The 15,844-nt window shown below is 70.1% G+C and carries 16 protein-coding genes; 4 read left to right on the top strand and 12 right to left on the bottom strand.

Annotated elements, in window-relative coordinates:
• Positions 1-33: 33 nt before the first annotated feature.
• The 10 genes from ABZ915_RS22710 to ABZ915_RS22665 all read right to left on the bottom strand — a co-directional run bounded on the left by ABZ915_RS22710 (position 34) and on the right by ABZ915_RS22665 (position 10,286).
• Positions 34-1,755 (bottom strand): DEAD/DEAH box helicase, encoded by a 1,722-nt coding sequence (locus ABZ915_RS22710; RefSeq protein ID WP_361805889.1) that lies wholly within the window; start codon positions 1,753-1,755, stop codon positions 34-36.
• An 88-nt stretch (positions 1,756-1,843) separates the two neighbouring features.
• Positions 1,844-2,047: a cold-shock protein gene (locus ABZ915_RS22705; protein ID WP_016578941.1), complete on the bottom strand. Its 204-nt coding sequence runs from the start codon at positions 2,045-2,047 to the stop codon at positions 1,844-1,846.
• A gap of 171 nt (positions 2,048-2,218) precedes the next feature.
• Complete coding sequence (locus ABZ915_RS22700) at positions 2,219-2,533, bottom strand: hypothetical protein (RefSeq protein ID WP_361805886.1); 315 nt, start codon at positions 2,531-2,533, stop codon at positions 2,219-2,221.
• Positions 2,534-2,598: 65 nt separating this feature from the next.
• Positions 2,599-3,078, bottom strand: a complete 480-nt coding sequence (locus ABZ915_RS22695) for a hypothetical protein (protein ID WP_361805883.1) — start codon at positions 3,076-3,078, stop codon at positions 2,599-2,601.
• Between the two features lie 109 nt (positions 3,079-3,187).
• Complete coding sequence (locus tag ABZ915_RS22690; RefSeq protein WP_361805880.1) at positions 3,188-3,601, bottom strand: hypothetical protein; 414 nt, start codon at positions 3,599-3,601, stop codon at positions 3,188-3,190.
• Between the two features lie 100 nt (positions 3,602-3,701).
• On the bottom strand, positions 3,702-4,415 hold the full coding sequence (locus tag ABZ915_RS22685; RefSeq protein ID WP_361805877.1) for a hypothetical protein: 714 nt from the start codon (positions 4,413-4,415) through the stop codon (positions 3,702-3,704).
• Between the two features lie 24 nt (positions 4,416-4,439).
• Positions 4,440-5,780 (bottom strand): UDP-glucose/GDP-mannose dehydrogenase family protein, encoded by a 1,341-nt coding sequence (locus ABZ915_RS22680; RefSeq protein WP_361805874.1) that lies wholly within the window; start codon positions 5,778-5,780, stop codon positions 4,440-4,442.
• 161 nt (positions 5,781-5,941) lie between these two features.
• Entirely contained in the window at positions 5,942-7,090 is a 1,149-nt protein-coding gene (locus ABZ915_RS22675; protein ID WP_361805871.1) for a right-handed parallel beta-helix repeat-containing protein, read from the bottom strand.
• Positions 7,087-8,997, bottom strand: coding sequence for a right-handed parallel beta-helix repeat-containing protein (locus ABZ915_RS22670; RefSeq protein ID WP_361805868.1), 1,911 nt, complete (start codon positions 8,995-8,997; stop codon positions 7,087-7,089). Before ABZ915_RS22670 ends, ABZ915_RS22675 begins: the two co-directional genes overlap by 4 nt.
• Positions 8,994-10,286 carry a glycosyltransferase family 2 protein gene (locus ABZ915_RS22665; protein ID WP_361805865.1) on the bottom strand — a complete coding sequence of 431 codons (1,293 nt, stop codon included), beginning with the start codon at positions 10,284-10,286 and terminating at the stop codon, positions 8,994-8,996. The genes ABZ915_RS22670 and ABZ915_RS22665 overlap by 4 nt, the downstream gene beginning before the upstream one ends.
• Positions 10,287-10,689: 403 nt before the next feature.
• Between ABZ915_RS22665 and ABZ915_RS22660 the strand changes: the two genes are divergently transcribed.
• Both ABZ915_RS22660 and ABZ915_RS22655 read left to right on the top strand, forming a co-directional pair.
• Positions 10,690-10,893, top strand: a complete 204-nt coding sequence (locus ABZ915_RS22660) for a hypothetical protein (RefSeq protein WP_361805862.1) — start codon at positions 10,690-10,692, stop codon at positions 10,891-10,893.
• Between the two features lie 502 nt (positions 10,894-11,395).
• The gene (locus ABZ915_RS22655; RefSeq protein ID WP_361805859.1) at positions 11,396-11,752 is read left to right on the top strand and encodes a carboxymuconolactone decarboxylase family protein; all 357 of its coding nucleotides are present in this window, start codon (positions 11,396-11,398) and stop codon (positions 11,750-11,752) included.
• A 123-nt stretch (positions 11,753-11,875) separates the two neighbouring features.
• Here ABZ915_RS22655 and ABZ915_RS22650 read toward each other — a convergent pair whose 3' ends face one another.
• Positions 11,876-12,124, bottom strand: coding sequence for an SCO4226 family nickel-binding protein (locus tag ABZ915_RS22650; RefSeq protein ID WP_361805856.1), 249 nt, complete (start codon positions 12,122-12,124; stop codon positions 11,876-11,878).
• A gap of 842 nt (positions 12,125-12,966) precedes the next feature.
• Entirely contained in the window at positions 12,967-13,656 is a 690-nt protein-coding gene (gene phoU, locus ABZ915_RS22645; RefSeq protein ID WP_361805853.1) for a phosphate signaling complex protein PhoU, read from the bottom strand.
• A 191-nt stretch (positions 13,657-13,847) separates the two neighbouring features.
• On the opposite strand from phoU, the gene ABZ915_RS22640 reads away from it, so the two are divergent.
• A complete protein-coding gene (locus ABZ915_RS22640; protein WP_361805850.1) occupies positions 13,848-15,164 on the top strand; it encodes an ATP-binding protein in 1,317 nt (438 codons plus the stop codon).
• Complete coding sequence (locus tag ABZ915_RS22635) at positions 15,161-15,841, top strand: response regulator transcription factor (RefSeq protein ID WP_010358452.1); 681 nt, start codon at positions 15,161-15,163, stop codon at positions 15,839-15,841. Before ABZ915_RS22640 ends, ABZ915_RS22635 begins: the two co-directional genes overlap by 4 nt.
• The last annotated feature ends 3 nt before the right edge of the window (positions 15,842-15,844 follow it).

The following is a 15,844-nucleotide window of genomic DNA, read 5'->3' as shown; positions in this document are numbered from 1 at the left end:
TGATCCGGTGTCGGGTCCTCGCGCTCTTGGCCCTCAGCGTCCGGAATCCCGGCCGGAGCGCCCGGTGTCCGAGGACCGTGCCGGGCCGCCTCGGCGGCCGGATCCGCGGGCGGCCTTGCCGGAGGTGGCGCCGGTCGCCGGGCCGGTTGCCGTGCCGGACGCGGATTGGCGGCCGGAACCGCGGCCGACCGCTTTGGCGGCGCCGCTCGTGGCCCCGCCGGAGCCCGCCCGGCGGGCAGAGCCGCGCCCGCCGGTCGCGGAGGTGCCACCGGACGCCGTCGTCCCGGCCGCGGGCCGGCTGCCGGAGCCCCGGCTCCCCGTCCTGGTCCTGGCGGGAGCGCCTGCGTCCGCTTCGGTTCCGCCGCCGTTTCGGCGCCGGGGGCCGGAGCGTCGGCCGGGCTTGGTGCCGGTGGTCCCGTTCGGGCGGGACGTTGTCGGGGGCGGTGTCGTCGGCTGGGGGATCTCGATGGTGACGGCCACACCGGACGGCTCGCGGGCGCCGGTGATGGTGGCCAGTTCCGCGTCGCTCGACGTGACGCGGGCGGTGCGGGGGCGGATGCCCGCGTCCGACATGAGGCGGGTGACGTCCCGCTTCTGGTCGGGCAGGACCAGCGTGACGACGCTGCCGGAGCCGCCGGCGCGGGCCGTGCGGCCGCCCCGGTGGAGGTAGTCCTTGTGGTCGGCCGGGGGATCGACGTTCACGACGAGGTCGAGGTCGTCGATGTGTATGCCGCGGGCCGCGACGTTCGTCGCCACCAGGGCGGTGACCTGACCGGTCTTGAACTGTTCCAGGGTGCGATTGCGCTGCGGCTGGGAGCGGCCTCCGTGCAGTGCCGCCGCGCGGACACCGACGGCCAGGAGCCGCTTGGCGAGCCGGTCGGCGGACCTCTTGGTGTCGAGGAAGAGGATGACCCGGCCGTCACGGGCCGCGATGCGCGTGGTGACGGCCTTCTTGTCGGTCTCGTCCTGGAGGTGGAGCACGTGGTGCTCCATGGTCGTCACCGCCCCGGCGGACGGGTCCACGGAGTGCACCACGGGATCGGTCAGGAACCGCTGCACCAGCCGGTCGATGTTGCGGTCCAGGGTGGCCGAGAAGAGCATGCGCTGACCGTCGGGCCGGACCTGCTGGATCAGCTTGGTGATCTGCGGCAGGAAGCCCATGTCGGTCATCTGGTCGGCTTCGTCCAGCACCGTGATGCGTACCTCGTCGAGCACGCAGTCCCCGCGCTCCACGAGATCGTTGAGCCTGCCGGGGCTCGCCACGACCACTTCCGCGCCGCGCCGGAGCGTAGCGGCCTGCTTGGTGATGGACAGCCCGCCGACCACGGTGGCCAGCCGGAGGTTCACCGCCGTCGCGTAGGGGGTCAGGGCGTCCGTCACCTGGAGGGCGAGTTCGCGGGTGGGCACCAGCACGAGGGCCAGCGGAGCCTTGGGCTCCGCCCGCAGCCCGGCCGTGCGGGCCAGAAGCGCCAGCCCGAACGCGAGGGTCTTGCCGGAACCCGTGCGTCCGCGTCCCAGCAGGTCACGGCCGGCGAGCGAGTTGGGCAGGGTGGCGGCCTGGATGGGGAAGGGCGTGGTCACTCCCTGCGCGGTGAGGGTCTTCAGCAGCCCCGCGGGCATGTCCATACCGGCGAAGTCCTCGACGGCGGGAAGTGCGGGCGTCGTGTTTTCCGGCAGCCGGAACTCCCTCGGCGACGACGCGGACGGCGGGGGTGACGAGGCGCGCCGGTTCGACTTCTGGGGCCTACGGGACATGCGGTGGTCTGCCTTCCTGGAAACAGCACAAACCGGGGTCCGCACCGTGACGGTGCGGACCCCGGTGAGCGGATACGCGTCCGGGCGATCAGGCGGGGACGATGTTCTCCGCCTGCGGGCCCTTCTGGCCCTGCGTGACGTCGAAGGACACCCGCTGGCCCTCCTGGAGCTCACGGAAGCCCTGGGACTGGATGTTCGAGTAGTGAGCGAAGACGTCGGGGCCGCCGCCGTCCTGCTGGATGAAGCCGAAACCCTTTTCGGCGTTGAACCACTTCACGGTTCCCTGTGCCATGACCTTCTCCTTCTGTAGGCAGAGGCCCCATCCGGAGATCCCGGAAAACAAATAATGCGCCTGATGGATAAACATTCCCGTCAGGCGCACATAGGTTCATGGGTACCACAACTGCAACCCTGAGACCCTAGCACAGCTCGGTGCCGAGAGGACGAGGAAGCTGGTCACACGCTACGGGCGGGAGGTGGCCAGGCAGGCGAACAGCCCCGCTGCGCCGACCAGGACCGTCAGCTGTATGAGGCCGGAGACGCGCCGGCGCAGGGCGAGCAGGCCGCCGCCCGTGACGGCCGCGCCGCCGAGCAGCAGCCACATCGCCTGCCGTGCGACCTTCGGGGCCTCCGGTGCGTTGACGCCGTCGTAGCTGTCGGCCCAGCCGGTCATCCCGTAGCCGTACGGCAACCAGGCGATGATCAGCAGGTCGACGAGGAGCAGTGCCATGCCGAGTCCGACCCGCTGACCGGTCGGGGGCTTCGTGAGGGGCTTCATGCCGACCACGGTTCCGCCACGGGCTGTGCCGCACATGAGTACGCCTACTCGGAAGCGGCTGGTACCTACCGGCCCGAGCCCCGGCTCCCTATCGCCAGATCCGCTCGGGCCGCGTCGTGGAGGGTGTTGAGGGCGGTGACCAGGGGGACGTCGGCGAGGGCGGACTCGCCGTTGGTGGGGTCGCGGGCGACGCGCAGCAGGTCCCAGGCTCGCTGGTTGACGGTGTGGGCGGCGTCGGCGGCGGCTTCGTCGCTCAGGAGGACGAAGCTCTCGAAGAGGACCGACCGCCTGGCCTCGACCGCGTCCATCTCGGCCAGGGCCTCGGTGGTGTCCTGGCCCTGGTCCCTGGCCCGCAGGGCTTCCCGGGAGGCTCGCATGAGTTCTTTGACGCACGAGATGTACTCGATGTAGGTGTCGAGCTTCCGCTCGTCCCAGCGGGTGGCCATCGTGCGCCGGAACTTCGCCCGCTCGGCCGTCGCGGTTGCCAGGTAGGACGTCAGAGCGCCGATGAGGACGCCGACCAGGGTGACTATCTGGGTGGCCATGGCGATCAAGGTACTGGCCGGGGCGGGCGTGCATGCGTGTGCGAGCGAGCCCCCTGCTCAGGGGAAATCCGTGAGCAGGGGGCTTGTCAGCGAGCCGAGGACGGCCGGGTCAGGGGTGGCCGACCTTGTACTTGAGTTCGTAGTCGGCGCCGTTGGTGAACTTCATCGTGCCGCTGCCCCTCCTGACGGTGTGCTTGCCGAGGACGTCGTCCGGGTCGGGGGAGTCGATATCGACGAGCTTGACGGTCGCGGAGCCGCTGAAGTGGACGTACTGGTGGATGGTGATCTTGTCGCCCGGGTCCATGAACTCGGTGAGCACCTCCCTGCCGTTCACCTCGATCTTGAGCTCGTCCTGGCCCCAGTCCTCGGTGTCGTTGCACTTGAGCGTGGACAGGTAGATCCACTTGTCGGCGGCGGCGGCGGTCGCGGACGAGGTCTTCGCCTGTGCCGTGCCCCCGCCGAGCGAGACGAGGGCGACGGCGGACACGCCGGCGGCGGTCACGGTGCGGAACTTGTGGAACATGTAGTGCCTTCCCCGATTTTCCCTGTGATCTGTGATCTGTGATCTGTGATCTGTGATCTGGATCTGCGAGGCGGCGCCTACCCGACGGAACGGGCGTAACTCACCTGAGGGGAAGCGGATTTGGCTCGCCGGCCAGCCATGTGGTCCACACCTGCCGGGTGTTCGGAATCTCGGGGTGGTCGAGGAGCCGGAGCACGTAACCGGCGTGCAGCCGTGCCCAGGGCTGTTCGGAGTCGCGGGCCCTGGTCAGTCTGGTGCGCAGCTCGTCCCCGTCCACCGCGCGGGCCACCCGTACGTACTCACGGTCCTTGCAGCGGTAGGGCCGCTGGACGATGACGTCGAGGAGGTCGATGAGCTTCGCCCGCACTCGCGGGTCATGGCCGATTTTCGCCAGCTCCCGGATCAGGGACTGCTTCGTGCCCCACGCCTTGGCGTGCTCTGTCCACTCCTGTGGATACCGGGCCTCCCACTCCAGGAAGAGCAGCGCGTAGGGCAGGCCCGGCCAGGTGCCGAGGTCCCCGTCGTGGCGGTGCCCCTTCCACAGCGCTTCCGGGAGGCAGCGGCTCGCGGCCTCGTCGTAGGCCCTCTCCGCGGCTGCCCGGCCCCGCGCCGTGAGCAGCAGTAGGACCGTCGGACGGCGCCAGGTCTCGTGGTAGCGGGCGAGAGCCGCGCCGGCCTCCTCGCGGGCGCGATCCAGGCGGTCGAGGGCGGCGGAGCGTTCGGCCGGCCTCGGCGATATCAAGCCGTACGCCCAACCCAGACGCTCCGTCCACCCGTCGTCGTCGAGGACGAGGTCTGCCGCCTTCTTGGTCATGCGGCAGATCATCCCCCGAGTCGGCTACGGCCGTCCCAGCGCCCGGTACTCCCAGCCCGCCGCGCGCCACTTCACCGGATCCAGCGCATGCCGGCCGTCCACGATGCGGCGGCGGCCGACCACCGCGCCCATCGCCTCCGGGTCGATGAGCCGGAACTCGTTCCACTCGGTGAGCAGCACGACCACGTCGCTCCCGGCCGCGGCCGAAAGCGCGTCGGTGCCGTACGCCAGCTCCGGGAAGCTGCGCCGGGCATTGTCCGTCGCGGCCGGGTCGACGACGGTGACGTGGGCGCCCAGGCGGTGCAGCGTGGTGGCCACGTCCAGGGCGGGGGCGTCGCGGATGTCGTCGGAGTTGGGCTTGAAGGCCGCGCCGAGGGCGGTCACCCGGACCCCGGTGAGGTCGCCGCCGGCGAGCTCGCGGACGAGGTCGGCGGTACGGGCGCGGCGGCGCTGGTTGATGCCGTCCACCTCGCGCAGGAAGGCGACGGCCTGGCCGACCCCGAGTTCCTCGGCACGGTGGGCGAACGCCCGGATGTCCTTGGGCAGGCAGCCGCCGCCGAAGCCGAGACCGGGCCGCAGGAAGCGGCCGCCGATCCGGTCGTCGTACGCCAGCGCCTCGGCGAGGCCGGTCACATCGCCGCCGGTGGCCTCGCAGACCTCGGCCATGGCGTTGATGTACGAGATCTTGGTGGCCAGGAAGGAGTTGGCGGCGACCTTGACCAGTTCGGCCGTGGTCAGGTCGGTGACGACCACCGGGGTGTCCCGGGCGATGACCGGGGCGAAGGCGGCGCGCAGCTGCGCCTCGGCCCAGGCGGAGGTGACGCCGAAGACCAGCCGGTCGGGGCGCAGGGTGTCGTCCACGGCATAGCCCTCGCGCAGGAACTCGGGGTTCCAGGCGAGTTCCACCTGGTCCCCGGCGGGCGCGATGCGCTGGACGAGTTCCGTGAGGCGCGCGGCCGTACCGACGGGCACCGTGGACTTGCCGACCACCAGCGTGCGGCGGTGCAGGTGCCGGGCGAGTTCGGTGGCGGCGGCGTCCACGTACCGGAGGTCGGCCGCTTCCGATCCCTGCTGCTGGGGCGTGCCCACGCACAGGAAGTGGACGTCACCGAACTCGGCGGCCTCCGCGAAGCTCGTGGTGAAGCGCAGTCGGCCCGAGTCCAGTGCCTTGACGAGCAGTTCGGGCAGCCCGGGTTCGAAGAAGGGGACCGTTCCGGAGTTGAGTCTGTCGACCTTGCTCTGGTCGATCTCCACGCCCAGGACGTCGAAGCCGAGGACGGCCATGCAGATGGCGTGCGTGGCCCCGAGGTAGCCGGTGCCTATGACGGTGAGCCGGGGAGGGGCCGCGTCGGTGGTGGCTGCCATGATCATCTCCAGGGTGTTTTCGGGTGTGGCGGGCCGCCGCAGCGGCCCACCGTGCGGCGGGCCCTGCGTGACGGACGGGAGAGGAAAGGAAGGGGACGGAAAGGCGGAAGGGGACGGAAAGGGGAAGGGGGAGGGAGCGGAAAGAGGTCGGGCGCGGGTGGTCAGGAGGCGCAGTCGACGTTCGCGAGGCCCTCCGCCGCGCCCGTGGCCTTGTTGTCGCAGGTCAGTTTGTTGCCGTTGACGGGGGTGAAGTGGAAGCCGTAGCCAGGTCCGTCCACGTGGGCGACGTTGCCCTTGAAGGTGTTGTCCTTGCCCCAGCCGTCACGGATCTCGTGGGTCTGGAATCCGTCCTCGTTGCTGTGACTGCCGGTGTTGAAGGAGATCGTCCAGCGGTTGCCCTTCACGTCGACCCATGAGTCGTCGTGCGACCCGGACAGCTCGGAACCGTCGAAGGTGTTGCGGGTGACGATGCCGCCGGTGGTGCCTTCCTTGATGTCGACCGCTTCGGCCGTGGTGGCGCTGATGTGGTTGCCGCTCACGACGTTGCGGTCGCTGTTGTCCGGCTTGCAGTGGGTGACCGTGCACCAGTTGGAGTCGGCGGAGCCGATGTACACGCCTTCGCCGAACTTCGGCTTGCGCAGCCCGGTGTCGCGGATGGTGTTGTCGCGGACGACGTTGTCCGAGCTGAAGTCGCGCAGATGGATGGCCTCGTCGCCGATCTGCTCCACCGTCAGGCCCTGGATGACGGCGTGTTGGACCTTGTCCGCCATCACTCCCTTCTGGCCGTTGCGCACGGTGAAGCCGATCAGCCGCCAGTAGTCGGCGCCGTCGAGGTGGAAGGCGTAGCCGCCCTTGGGGCCGCCGGCGTCGATCACCGCGCCGGGGCCACCGCAGACCCACACCGGTTTGTCGGCGGTGCCCGCGGCCTTGGCGGTGAACTTGCCCTCGTAGCGGCCGTCGGCGAGGTGGATGACGTCGCCCGGCATGGCGCTGTCGAGAGCGTCCTCCAGCGATCGGGTGTCGCCGACGTCCACGGTGGCCGCGGGGCAGGTCAGCGCGTCGGCGGGGGCCTTGGCCGAACCGGTGGCCTGCGGAGTGGCCGGGGCCGCGGTGGCGATCGGCCCGGTGGCGGGCTCGGACGGCACCACCTCGGTGGCGCTGCTCCGGGCGGTCGGGACCCTGCCCGCCGAACTCGCCTTCGTACGTGGGGAGTCCGTGTCGCCGCCGGCGGACAGGGCCACGATCAGGGCCACGACCGCGACCGCGAGGGCCGCTCCCGCCAGCCACACCGCACGGTTCGCCGCGTTCATTCGGACATCACCGGGACCCGTTCCTCTTCCGTTTCCGTCCGGGCTACCTCGCGCACGTTGTCCTTGGGCAGCGGCGCCTTGTCCAGGTACGGGTGGATGCCGAGCTGCCCGCGCCTGCGACGGCCGCGCCGGCCCAGGGCCGCGGAGAACAGGATGAGCAGCAGAATACCCGTCCACAGCAGGGTCATCGGGCTGGCGTAGTGCCGGAACTTCACCCAGAACGAACTGGTGTCATACCAGGCGAAGGTCTGGTTCTCCCGGATGGTGACGCCGCCGTGGGCACGGGAGTTGTCGACGGCGCTGGGGCCGACACCGGCGATGACGTTGTACGAGACCGTGGAGCCGTCGATGCCGCCGACCAGGGAGACACCGTGGTTGCCGGCGGCCTCGACGGTGTTGCCCCGCACCTCGGCGACCGAGTCGCGGACGTAGACGGCGGTGTCGGCCTTCTCGACGATGTTGCCGGTGACCTTGGCGCCCGTCACGCCGTCGCGCACCGAGATGCCCTGCCGGGACTGGCCGATCAGGTGGTTGCCGGTGACGGCGACCTTCTCGGCGTCCTTGCGGGCGACGATGCCCATGTCGCCGCCGACCACGGTGTTGTCCTGCACGCCGACGTCCGTGCCGCCGACGACCTCGATGCCGTAGTGGCCGTTGTCCTCGGCGGTGCTGCTGGAGACCGAGTTCGAGCCGTAGCTGCTGACGGACTGGCCGGAGGCGGAGGGGCCGTGGGCCAGCGGCTGGCCGCTGATGGTGAAGCCGTTGCCGCCGTTGCCGAGCGACTTGGAACCGGTCACGCGGACCTGCTGGGTGGCGCGGGCCATCACGAAACCGTCGCCGCCGTTCTCCCGCGACGTGGCCTTCTCGACGATCGCGTTGGTCACGAAGCGGTGCAGTACGAGGCCGTCCTGCCGGCTCTTCTCGATGGTGGTGGACTCGATGGTGACGCCGGTGGCGCCGGAGGCGAACAGCCCGTACACGTTGCCGGACACGGTGGAATGGCTGATGTCCGCCGACACGTAGGACAGTTGGGGAGTGGTGAAGCGGCTGTCCGGGGTGGTCAGCTTGCCCGACGGCCCGGTCAGCACGCCGCTGCTGCTGAGCTGGCCGTCGTCGTCGGTGGGGGTGTCGGGGCCGCTGAGGCTGCCGGTGTTGGGCCGGTCGGTCCCGGTGAGGCTGAGCCCGCCGGTGCGGCCGCTCCAGAAACCCAGGTCGGAGACGTCGGCGTAACTCATCGAGAACTGGCCGCCGATGGCGCGGATGTAGGCCCGCCCGTCCCGGACGTCGGTGTCCGGCTTGTTCTTCTGGGGGTCCCAGCTGCTGACCTTGACGTGTGCCTGAGCGGCGCCGTCGATCATGATCCGGCCGCCGAAGGAGACGATGGAGACGAAGCCCTGGCGGTTGCTGGCCATGTGCAGGTTCAGCCCACCGGGGTTGGACAGCCGCAGCTTGGCCCCGGAGTTCAGGTAGATGTTCTCCGTCAGCAGGTACGACCCGTCCCGCTTCTGCACGAAGGTCTGCGGCGCGAGCTGGAGCAGGTCGGCGATGGCGTACGGCTTGCTGCGCCGGGTCAGTACGAGGGTGTAGCCGCCGGTGGTCTCGGTCCGGTACGGCTTGGTGTACCGCAGGTCCTTCAGCGGGGCGACCGCGGACACCGCGCGGACCTGGTCGAGCCGATGGTCCTCGGCGGCGACCAGTGCCGCCTGGGTCTCGGACTCCTCGGCGGTGAACTGCTGCTCTGAAGAATCGTTTTTGCCGTCGGCTGAGGCAGGCACGGCCTGGGTGAGCAGCAGGAGCGCGGCGGCTACCGGGAGGGCGGCGGCGGTACGCAGGGCGGGGGTGAGCCGCCGGGGGCGTGTCGGGTGGGCCTGGTGGTCCTGGTGGCTCTGGTGGTCCTTGTGGTTCATGACTGGAGAGCCCCCATACCGGATGCGGCCTTGTTCGGCGTCGTGCCGCCCAGCGAGGCGGAGTCCTGGCCCTCGCCGCCGACGGTGGTGCTGTTGCGGGTGAGCCAGCCCTGCTTGTTCATGGTGACGAAGGCGAACAGCTTGATCGGGAGCGAGATCATGACGACCACGAGTGCGAGCAGCGGCAGCAGCAGCACCTCCTGCGGGTGCCTGCGCAGGTGCGAGTAGCCGCGTACGCCACGTCCGACGAGCAGCCAGATCAGGGCCAGCGCGATGCCCCGTCCCGTCAGTTCGAGACGGCTGAAGAGGAGATAGCCGACGGCCATGCCCATGGTGACCGGGGTGAGCAGGATCTGAAGCACGGTGATCTTGGTGACCAGCGGCACGCGCCAGAGCCAGCCCTTGTACAGGGCGGTCAGGTAGCAGCGGTAGGAGTTGCGGCTCCAGCGCACGCGCTGCTTGACGAAGGCCCGGAAGGAGGAGGGGAACATCGACATGGCACGCGCGGAGGACTGATGGACCGTCTTGTAGCCGGAGGCCAGCACCAGCCAGGTCAGCCGGCCGTCGTCGCCCGCGACGCACCGGCGGCCGAGGAAGAACTCGTCCTCGAGGTTGGTCAGCACGGGGGTGATGGCGGCTCGCCGGTAGGCCGCGGTCCGGCCGGAGAGGCAGGCGACGGCGCCGGCGCGGCCCATGGCCGGGACGTAGTCGTAGTAGCGCAGGTTGACCAGCCAGTCGGCTATGCGCCGCCAGACGCTGGAGCGGCGCTGGTAGACGTTCTGCTGGGTGCCGACGCCGCCGACCGCGGGGTCGACGAAGGGCATCTGCACCGCGTCGAGCAGCCCGTCCTCCCAGCGGGTGTCGGAGTCGACCAGGACGACCACCTCACCGGTCGCCGCCCGGATGCCCACTCCCAGGGCCGAGCGCTTGCCGCGGTGCTCGAAGGCCAGCACCCGCACCCGCGGGTCGGTCACCTGGGACAGCCGCTGGAGGACCTCGTGGTCCTCCACGTCCGGGACGATGATCACCTCCGTGGGATCCTGCGCCAGCCAGGTCTCCAGGCAGTCCAGGAGGATCTCCGGGTCCTCCCGGTAGGCGGGCACCACGACCGAGGTGGTGGTGCGGAAGTCGTTCACCACGGGTCTGGCGAACCGGGACAGCACCGCTCGGTACAGCCACAGTCCCCACACGAAGACGCCGGCGATGCCGAGGGGCATCACGTCCCGCCAGGATGTCTCACCGACGGCCTGTACCAGCCATGACCAGAATGCGTCGAAGAAGCTCGACATAGAGAGGGCCCCCACCCAACGAGCGACCGGAATCAACTGAGATGCGCCATATGTGGCGCGAAATGTGAAGGAATCTAAGGCATCGAACACGATTCCTTCACACAGAAAGCACAAGTTGCGCTGCATGTGCAAACGCTCCTCTGGTTGCGAGAGGGCTGCGGGGTGGCCGGAACCGTGCGTACGGGGAGCGGATTCGACCGCCATGCGCAACGGGTTCCGATGACACGCCATCAGCTCTCAGCAGGCCAGGACCACATCGGGGACGCGGCGGCGGAAGCCGGCTGCGCGGCCGGCGCGGGGCGTGGCACCGGCAGGCGTCCGGATCCTCGGTGTGTCGAACGCCACACCGGCGCATCACCGCTGGTGAACGCGCTCTAACCGCCTACGGCCTGACGCGGCCTCAGTGGCGTCGAAAGCGATCGGCGAGCCGACGCGGCTCTGCCTGAGTGCGCGGATGCGCATGGTGATCCCCCTCTTCGAACCGGTTCGCGGGCATGCCGGACCGGCGAACGGCACCCCTGAAGTGCGGCCGCCCGTCCTGAAGCAGGCGGCCGCGGTGCCGGTTGCTGCGCTTGGTGAGGTCGTCGTGAAGAAACGTTCCACCTGATCCCTGCGCCTCGACGCCCCTGAAGTGCGGCCGCCTGTTCCTGAATCAGACGGTCACGGCGTCGAGTGCCACATGGACGGCGTTGCCGGGCGGTGTTGCTGAAACCCCGTCGGGTCGCAGCCGGCGCTCTGCCTCGTCCACCGCACGTTCGACGAACGGTGGGCACCCGCTGTCTGAGTGCGCGTCAGAGAATCGCCGATCTTCACAAGCTATCCTCATTTGTGAACCTTAAGGATTCAACAAGGGGTCGCCAAGAGGAAGCCTCTTTACTGATCCTAAACCTATGAGTCGGCTCTGCCCCCAGGTCAGACCGGTTGAAGGTCATCGGCCGACCCCCGCCGGTACGCGTGGGCGGAGCCACACCATGACCGTTTCGCACGCCTCGTCTGATCTTCACGGATGCCTGCGGTGTGCGGGTCACCCGGGGAGGGTGAGCCCGGACGCTCCGCGGGCTCGTACCTTCCGAAGTATCGGCTCCACCCGAGGGAAAGGCGGTCGAGAAATGGCCACCGCATCGGACGCTCCTGTCCTGGACACGCTCACCGCCATGACGATCGACTCGATCGAACGGTGTGGCCTGGACGAGGGCACGCTCATCCTGACCCGTATCGCCGCGCTCGTCGCCGTGGACGCGCCGCCGATCTCCTACCTCGCTCACGCCGGTGCCGCGGCCGACGCGAACCTGACCGCCGAACAGTTGCAGGACGTCCTCGTCGCCATCGCCCCCGTGGTGGGCACGGCCCGCGTCATGTCCGCCGCCGGCCACATGGCCGAGGCGTTCGGTCTCGCCCTCGCGCTCGCCGAGGCCGAGGCCGAGACGATCGCCGAGGCGGAGGCGCAGAGCATGGGCAAGGCCTGAGGAGGAACCCTTGCTGCCGCGAGCATGCTGCCGCAAGCATGCCGCTGCGAGCCACCGGAGCCCTGGCCGCCGCGCTCAGGCACGGCGGCCAGGGCTCCGTACAGTCCCCTTCCGGTGTGATCGTCAGGCCGTCAACGGCACGGGATGCACCTCGTCCGCCCGATGCCCCGCCCGTTCGTGAACGCGCTGGATCGCTTCGGCCGAGGGCGCCTCGGAGAGGCAGTAGACGGTGCCGGACTCCGGGTCCGCCCAGGCCTTCTCGAAGTGGACGTTCTCCTCGCCCTCGATGGCCAGGTCGGCCCTGTGCGCCTGCCGCAGCTGATCGGCGGTGATGCCGTTCATCCCGTGGTGGACGTCCATGAACTGGGGCATGGCCTCACACCTCCTCGCGTCCTTTCCGCTCCGCCTTCCATGCTGCGCCCGCGACCGGGCGGGGGCGACTCCGGGAAGCCTTGCCGCGGTGCACGTTCGAGGGCCCCGGCGATCATCGACTGATCACCGGGGCCCTCGAGGTCTCTGTCGGAAGGTGCCGTCAACCACACTGGCACGGGCCGCCAGACTGGCACCCGCAGCCACACCCCGAGCCGCAGCCGCAGGAAGCGATGAGCGGGAGGCTCCTGAGGTCGGCGGGCTGCTCGGTGTCGTGCTGCTGTGTGGGGTCGGGCGTGGTGCTGGGGGATTCGGCCATGGTTCCTCCCAGTGGATAGGGCCTGGTGCCTTTGCCCATTTCATGCCCACCCCGGCAGGCGCATCAACGGCGCACAGTGGCGCCCCCACGCCCCGACCACCAGCCTTCGAGCCCCCCGGTCGGCGACCCTTGAGCCTGTGGGGCGTCGGGTGGTCGGTCGGTGGGGCGGTGGGGTGCGGGCCTGTGGGGCTTCGGGCCGGGGCCGCAGGCCGTGAGCCAGGTCGTGAACCTGGAGCCACAGTCGCAAGCACGGGGGCCGCAGGCCGCAAGCCCTGGAGCCGCATGGCGCGAGCCATCTAGCCCCGGGGCGCCAGCCCGTCCGCTCCCGGGGTACCAACCCTGAGGCCCAGGGCGTAAGCCCGCCGAGGTCCCGGGGTGCCGGCCCTGAAGCCCAGGGCGCCAGCCCGTCCACTCCCGGGGTGCCAGCCCATCCGGCCCCAGGGCGCCAGCCCTGAAGAGGAAGAGGAGGGCGCCAGCCCCGAAGCCCCGGGCGCCGGCCACGACCCCCCGCCCGCGCCCCGCAGGGCTACGCTCCCTCCACCCCCGTCACCGGCTGGATGTCCGTCTGGAGGTCGTCGGCGTGTTCGCCGGTCACCAGGTAGACGACGCGCTTGGCGACCGCGACCGCGTGGTCGGCGTAGCGCTCGTAGTAGCGGCCGAGGAGGGTGACGTCCACGGCCGTCTCGATGCCGTGCTTCCAGCGCTCGTCGATCAGGTGCTGGAAGAGGGTGCGGTGCAGCAGGTCCATCTCGTCGTCGTCCTGCTCCAGCTGGAGGGCGAGGTCGACGTCCTTCGTCACGATGACCTCGGCCGCCTTCGCCATCAGGCGCTGGGCGAGCTGGCCCATCTCCAGGATGGTGGCGTGCAGGTCCTGGGGGACCGCCCGCTCGGGGAAGCGCAGGCGCGCGAGCTTCGCCACGTGCTGGGCGAGGTCGCCGGAACGCTCCAGGTCCGCCGACATGCGCAGGGACGTGACGACGATCCGCAGATCCGTCGCCACCGGCTGCTGGCGGGCCAGCAGGGCTATGGCCCGGGCCTCCAGGTCGTGCTGGAGCTCGTCGACCTTCTGGTCGGCCTCGATGACACTTTCGGCCAGCTTGAGATCGGCGTCGAGGATGGCCGTCGTGGCGCGTCCGATCGCCGACCCGACCAGCCGGGCCATCTCCACCAGACCGTCGCCGATCGAGTCAAGTTCCTCGTGGTACGCGTCCCGCATCAGGGTTCCCTCTCGTACGTGTGCTTCGGGGCGGTGCGAACCCCACGCTCCCACGTTCTGGCTCGTACGCGTCCGTTTCTGCCACCCCAAATGAACCAATACTGGCTCCAAGGTGAACTCTGGGCGACGAGTGTTCGAGGTCGCACGCCCACGGCTGTGGCCAGGAGGTATCCCATGCCTAACCTTGAAGCATGGACGTGAACGCGGCGGTCGCCGCAGCGGCAGCGATCGCCGGGGTGCTCACCGGTGTCATCGCCATGCTGGCGTTCCGCTGGAGCGAACGCGACCAAAAGCGACCGACCAGGACTTCCTTGCACACCGATCCCGTACTCCCGCCCGGAGTGGACACGGTCCTCTCCGTGCTCCGCTCGTCGGCCGTCGTGCTCGACGAGGCCGACGCCGTCGTCAAGGCCAGCTCCGCCGCGTACGCCCTCGGGCTGGTGCGCGGCGGCAAGCTCGCCGTCGAGCCCATGCTCCAGATGACCCGGGACACCAGACGCGACGGCGAGATACGGCAGGTCGAGCTCGACCTGCCGCGGCGTGGCACCGGACGCGGGGAGGCCCTGGCCGTCTCCGCACGGGTCGCGCCGCTGGGCTCCCGGCTGGTGCTGCTGCTCGTCGAGGACCTCACCGAGGCCCGCCGCATCGAGGCCGTACGACGCGACTTCGTCGCCAACGTCAGCCACGAGCTCAAGACCCCGGTGGGCGCGCTGTCCCTCCTGTCCGAGGCCGTCATGGACGCCTCCGACGACCCGGAGGCGGTAGAGCGCTTCGCCGGCCGCATGCAGATCGAGGCCACCCGCCTGACCAACCTGGTCCAGGAACTCATCGACCTCTCGCGGGTCCAGAACGACGACCCCCTGGAGGACGCCGAACCCGTCCGCGTCGACGAACTCGTCGCCGAGGCCGTCGACCGCTGCCGCCACCAGGCCGGCACCAAACAGATCACGATGGCCTCGAATGTATGGGCGCCCGAAGGGCTCGATCAGGGTGGTGGCGGCCGACGGGCGGGCGGCGCGGCCGACCTGCATGTCTGGGGGAACCGGGGGCAGCTCGCCGCCGCCCTGGGCAACCTCGTCGAGAACGCCGTCAACTACTCCCCGGCCCGCACCCGCGTGGGCATAGCCGCCCGCCGGATCAGCGCGCCCGGTGGCGACATGATCGAGCTCGCCGTCACCGACCAGGGCATCGGCATCACGGACAAGGACAAGGAGCGCATCTTCGAGCGCTTCTACCGGGTCGACCCGGCCCGCTCCCGGGCCACCGGCGGCACCGGCCTGGGTCTGGCCATCGTCAAGCACGTGGTCGCCTCGCACGGCGGGGAGGTCACGGTGTGGAGCGCCGAAGGCCAGGGCTCCACCTTCACCCTGCGGCTGCCGGAGGCCGGTGTGGCCCGCGACCGCGCCCAGCAGCACCCCGACCTCGACGAAGAGGCCGGGCCGTCCCCCACATCGCCCGACTCAACCGCTGCGTACGAAACGCTTCCCGCCCCGGAGGTCCTTCCGTGACCCGAGTGCTCGTCGTCGAGGACGAGGAGTCCTTCTCCGACGCCCTGTCGTACATGCTCCGCAAGGAGGGCTTCGAGGTGGCCGTGGCGGCCACCGGCCCCGACGGACTCGACGAGTTCGAGCGCAACGGCGCCGACCTCGTCCTCCTCGACCTGATGCTGCCGGGGCTGCCCGGTACGGAGGTGTGCCGCCAGCTGCGCGGCCGCTCCAACGTCCCGGTGATCATGGTGACCGCCAAGGACAGCGAGATCGACAAGGTCGTCGGCCTGGAAATAGGAGCCGACGACTACGTCACCAAGCCCTTCTCCTCGCGGGAGCTGGTCGCCCGCATCCGCGCGGTGCTGCGCCGGCGCGGCGAGCCGGAGGAGGTCACCCCGGCCGCGCTGGAGGCCGGCCCGGTCCGGATGGACGTCGACCGCCACGTGGTGACGGTGTCCGGTTCCAAGGTCGACCTTCCGCTGAAGGAGTTCGACCTGCTCGAGATGCTCCTGCGCAACGCCGGCCGCGTCCTCACCCGCATGCAGCTCATCGACCGCGTCTGGGGCGCCGACTACGTCGGCGACACCAAGACCCTGGACGTCCACGTCAAGCGCCTGCGCGCAAAGATCGAGCCGGACCCGGGAGCGCCGCGCTATCTGGTGACGGTGCGCGGACTCGGCTACAAGTTCGAGCCCTGATCG

Origin of the sequence: Streptomyces sp. NPDC046915, assembly GCF_040644935.1 — a bacterium.
In the GTDB taxonomy this organism is placed as follows: domain Bacteria; phylum Actinomycetota; class Actinomycetes; order Streptomycetales; family Streptomycetaceae; genus Streptomyces.
The sequence above is the reverse complement of the archived record's forward strand: the minus strand, read 5'-3'. Positions and strand labels throughout refer to the sequence as shown.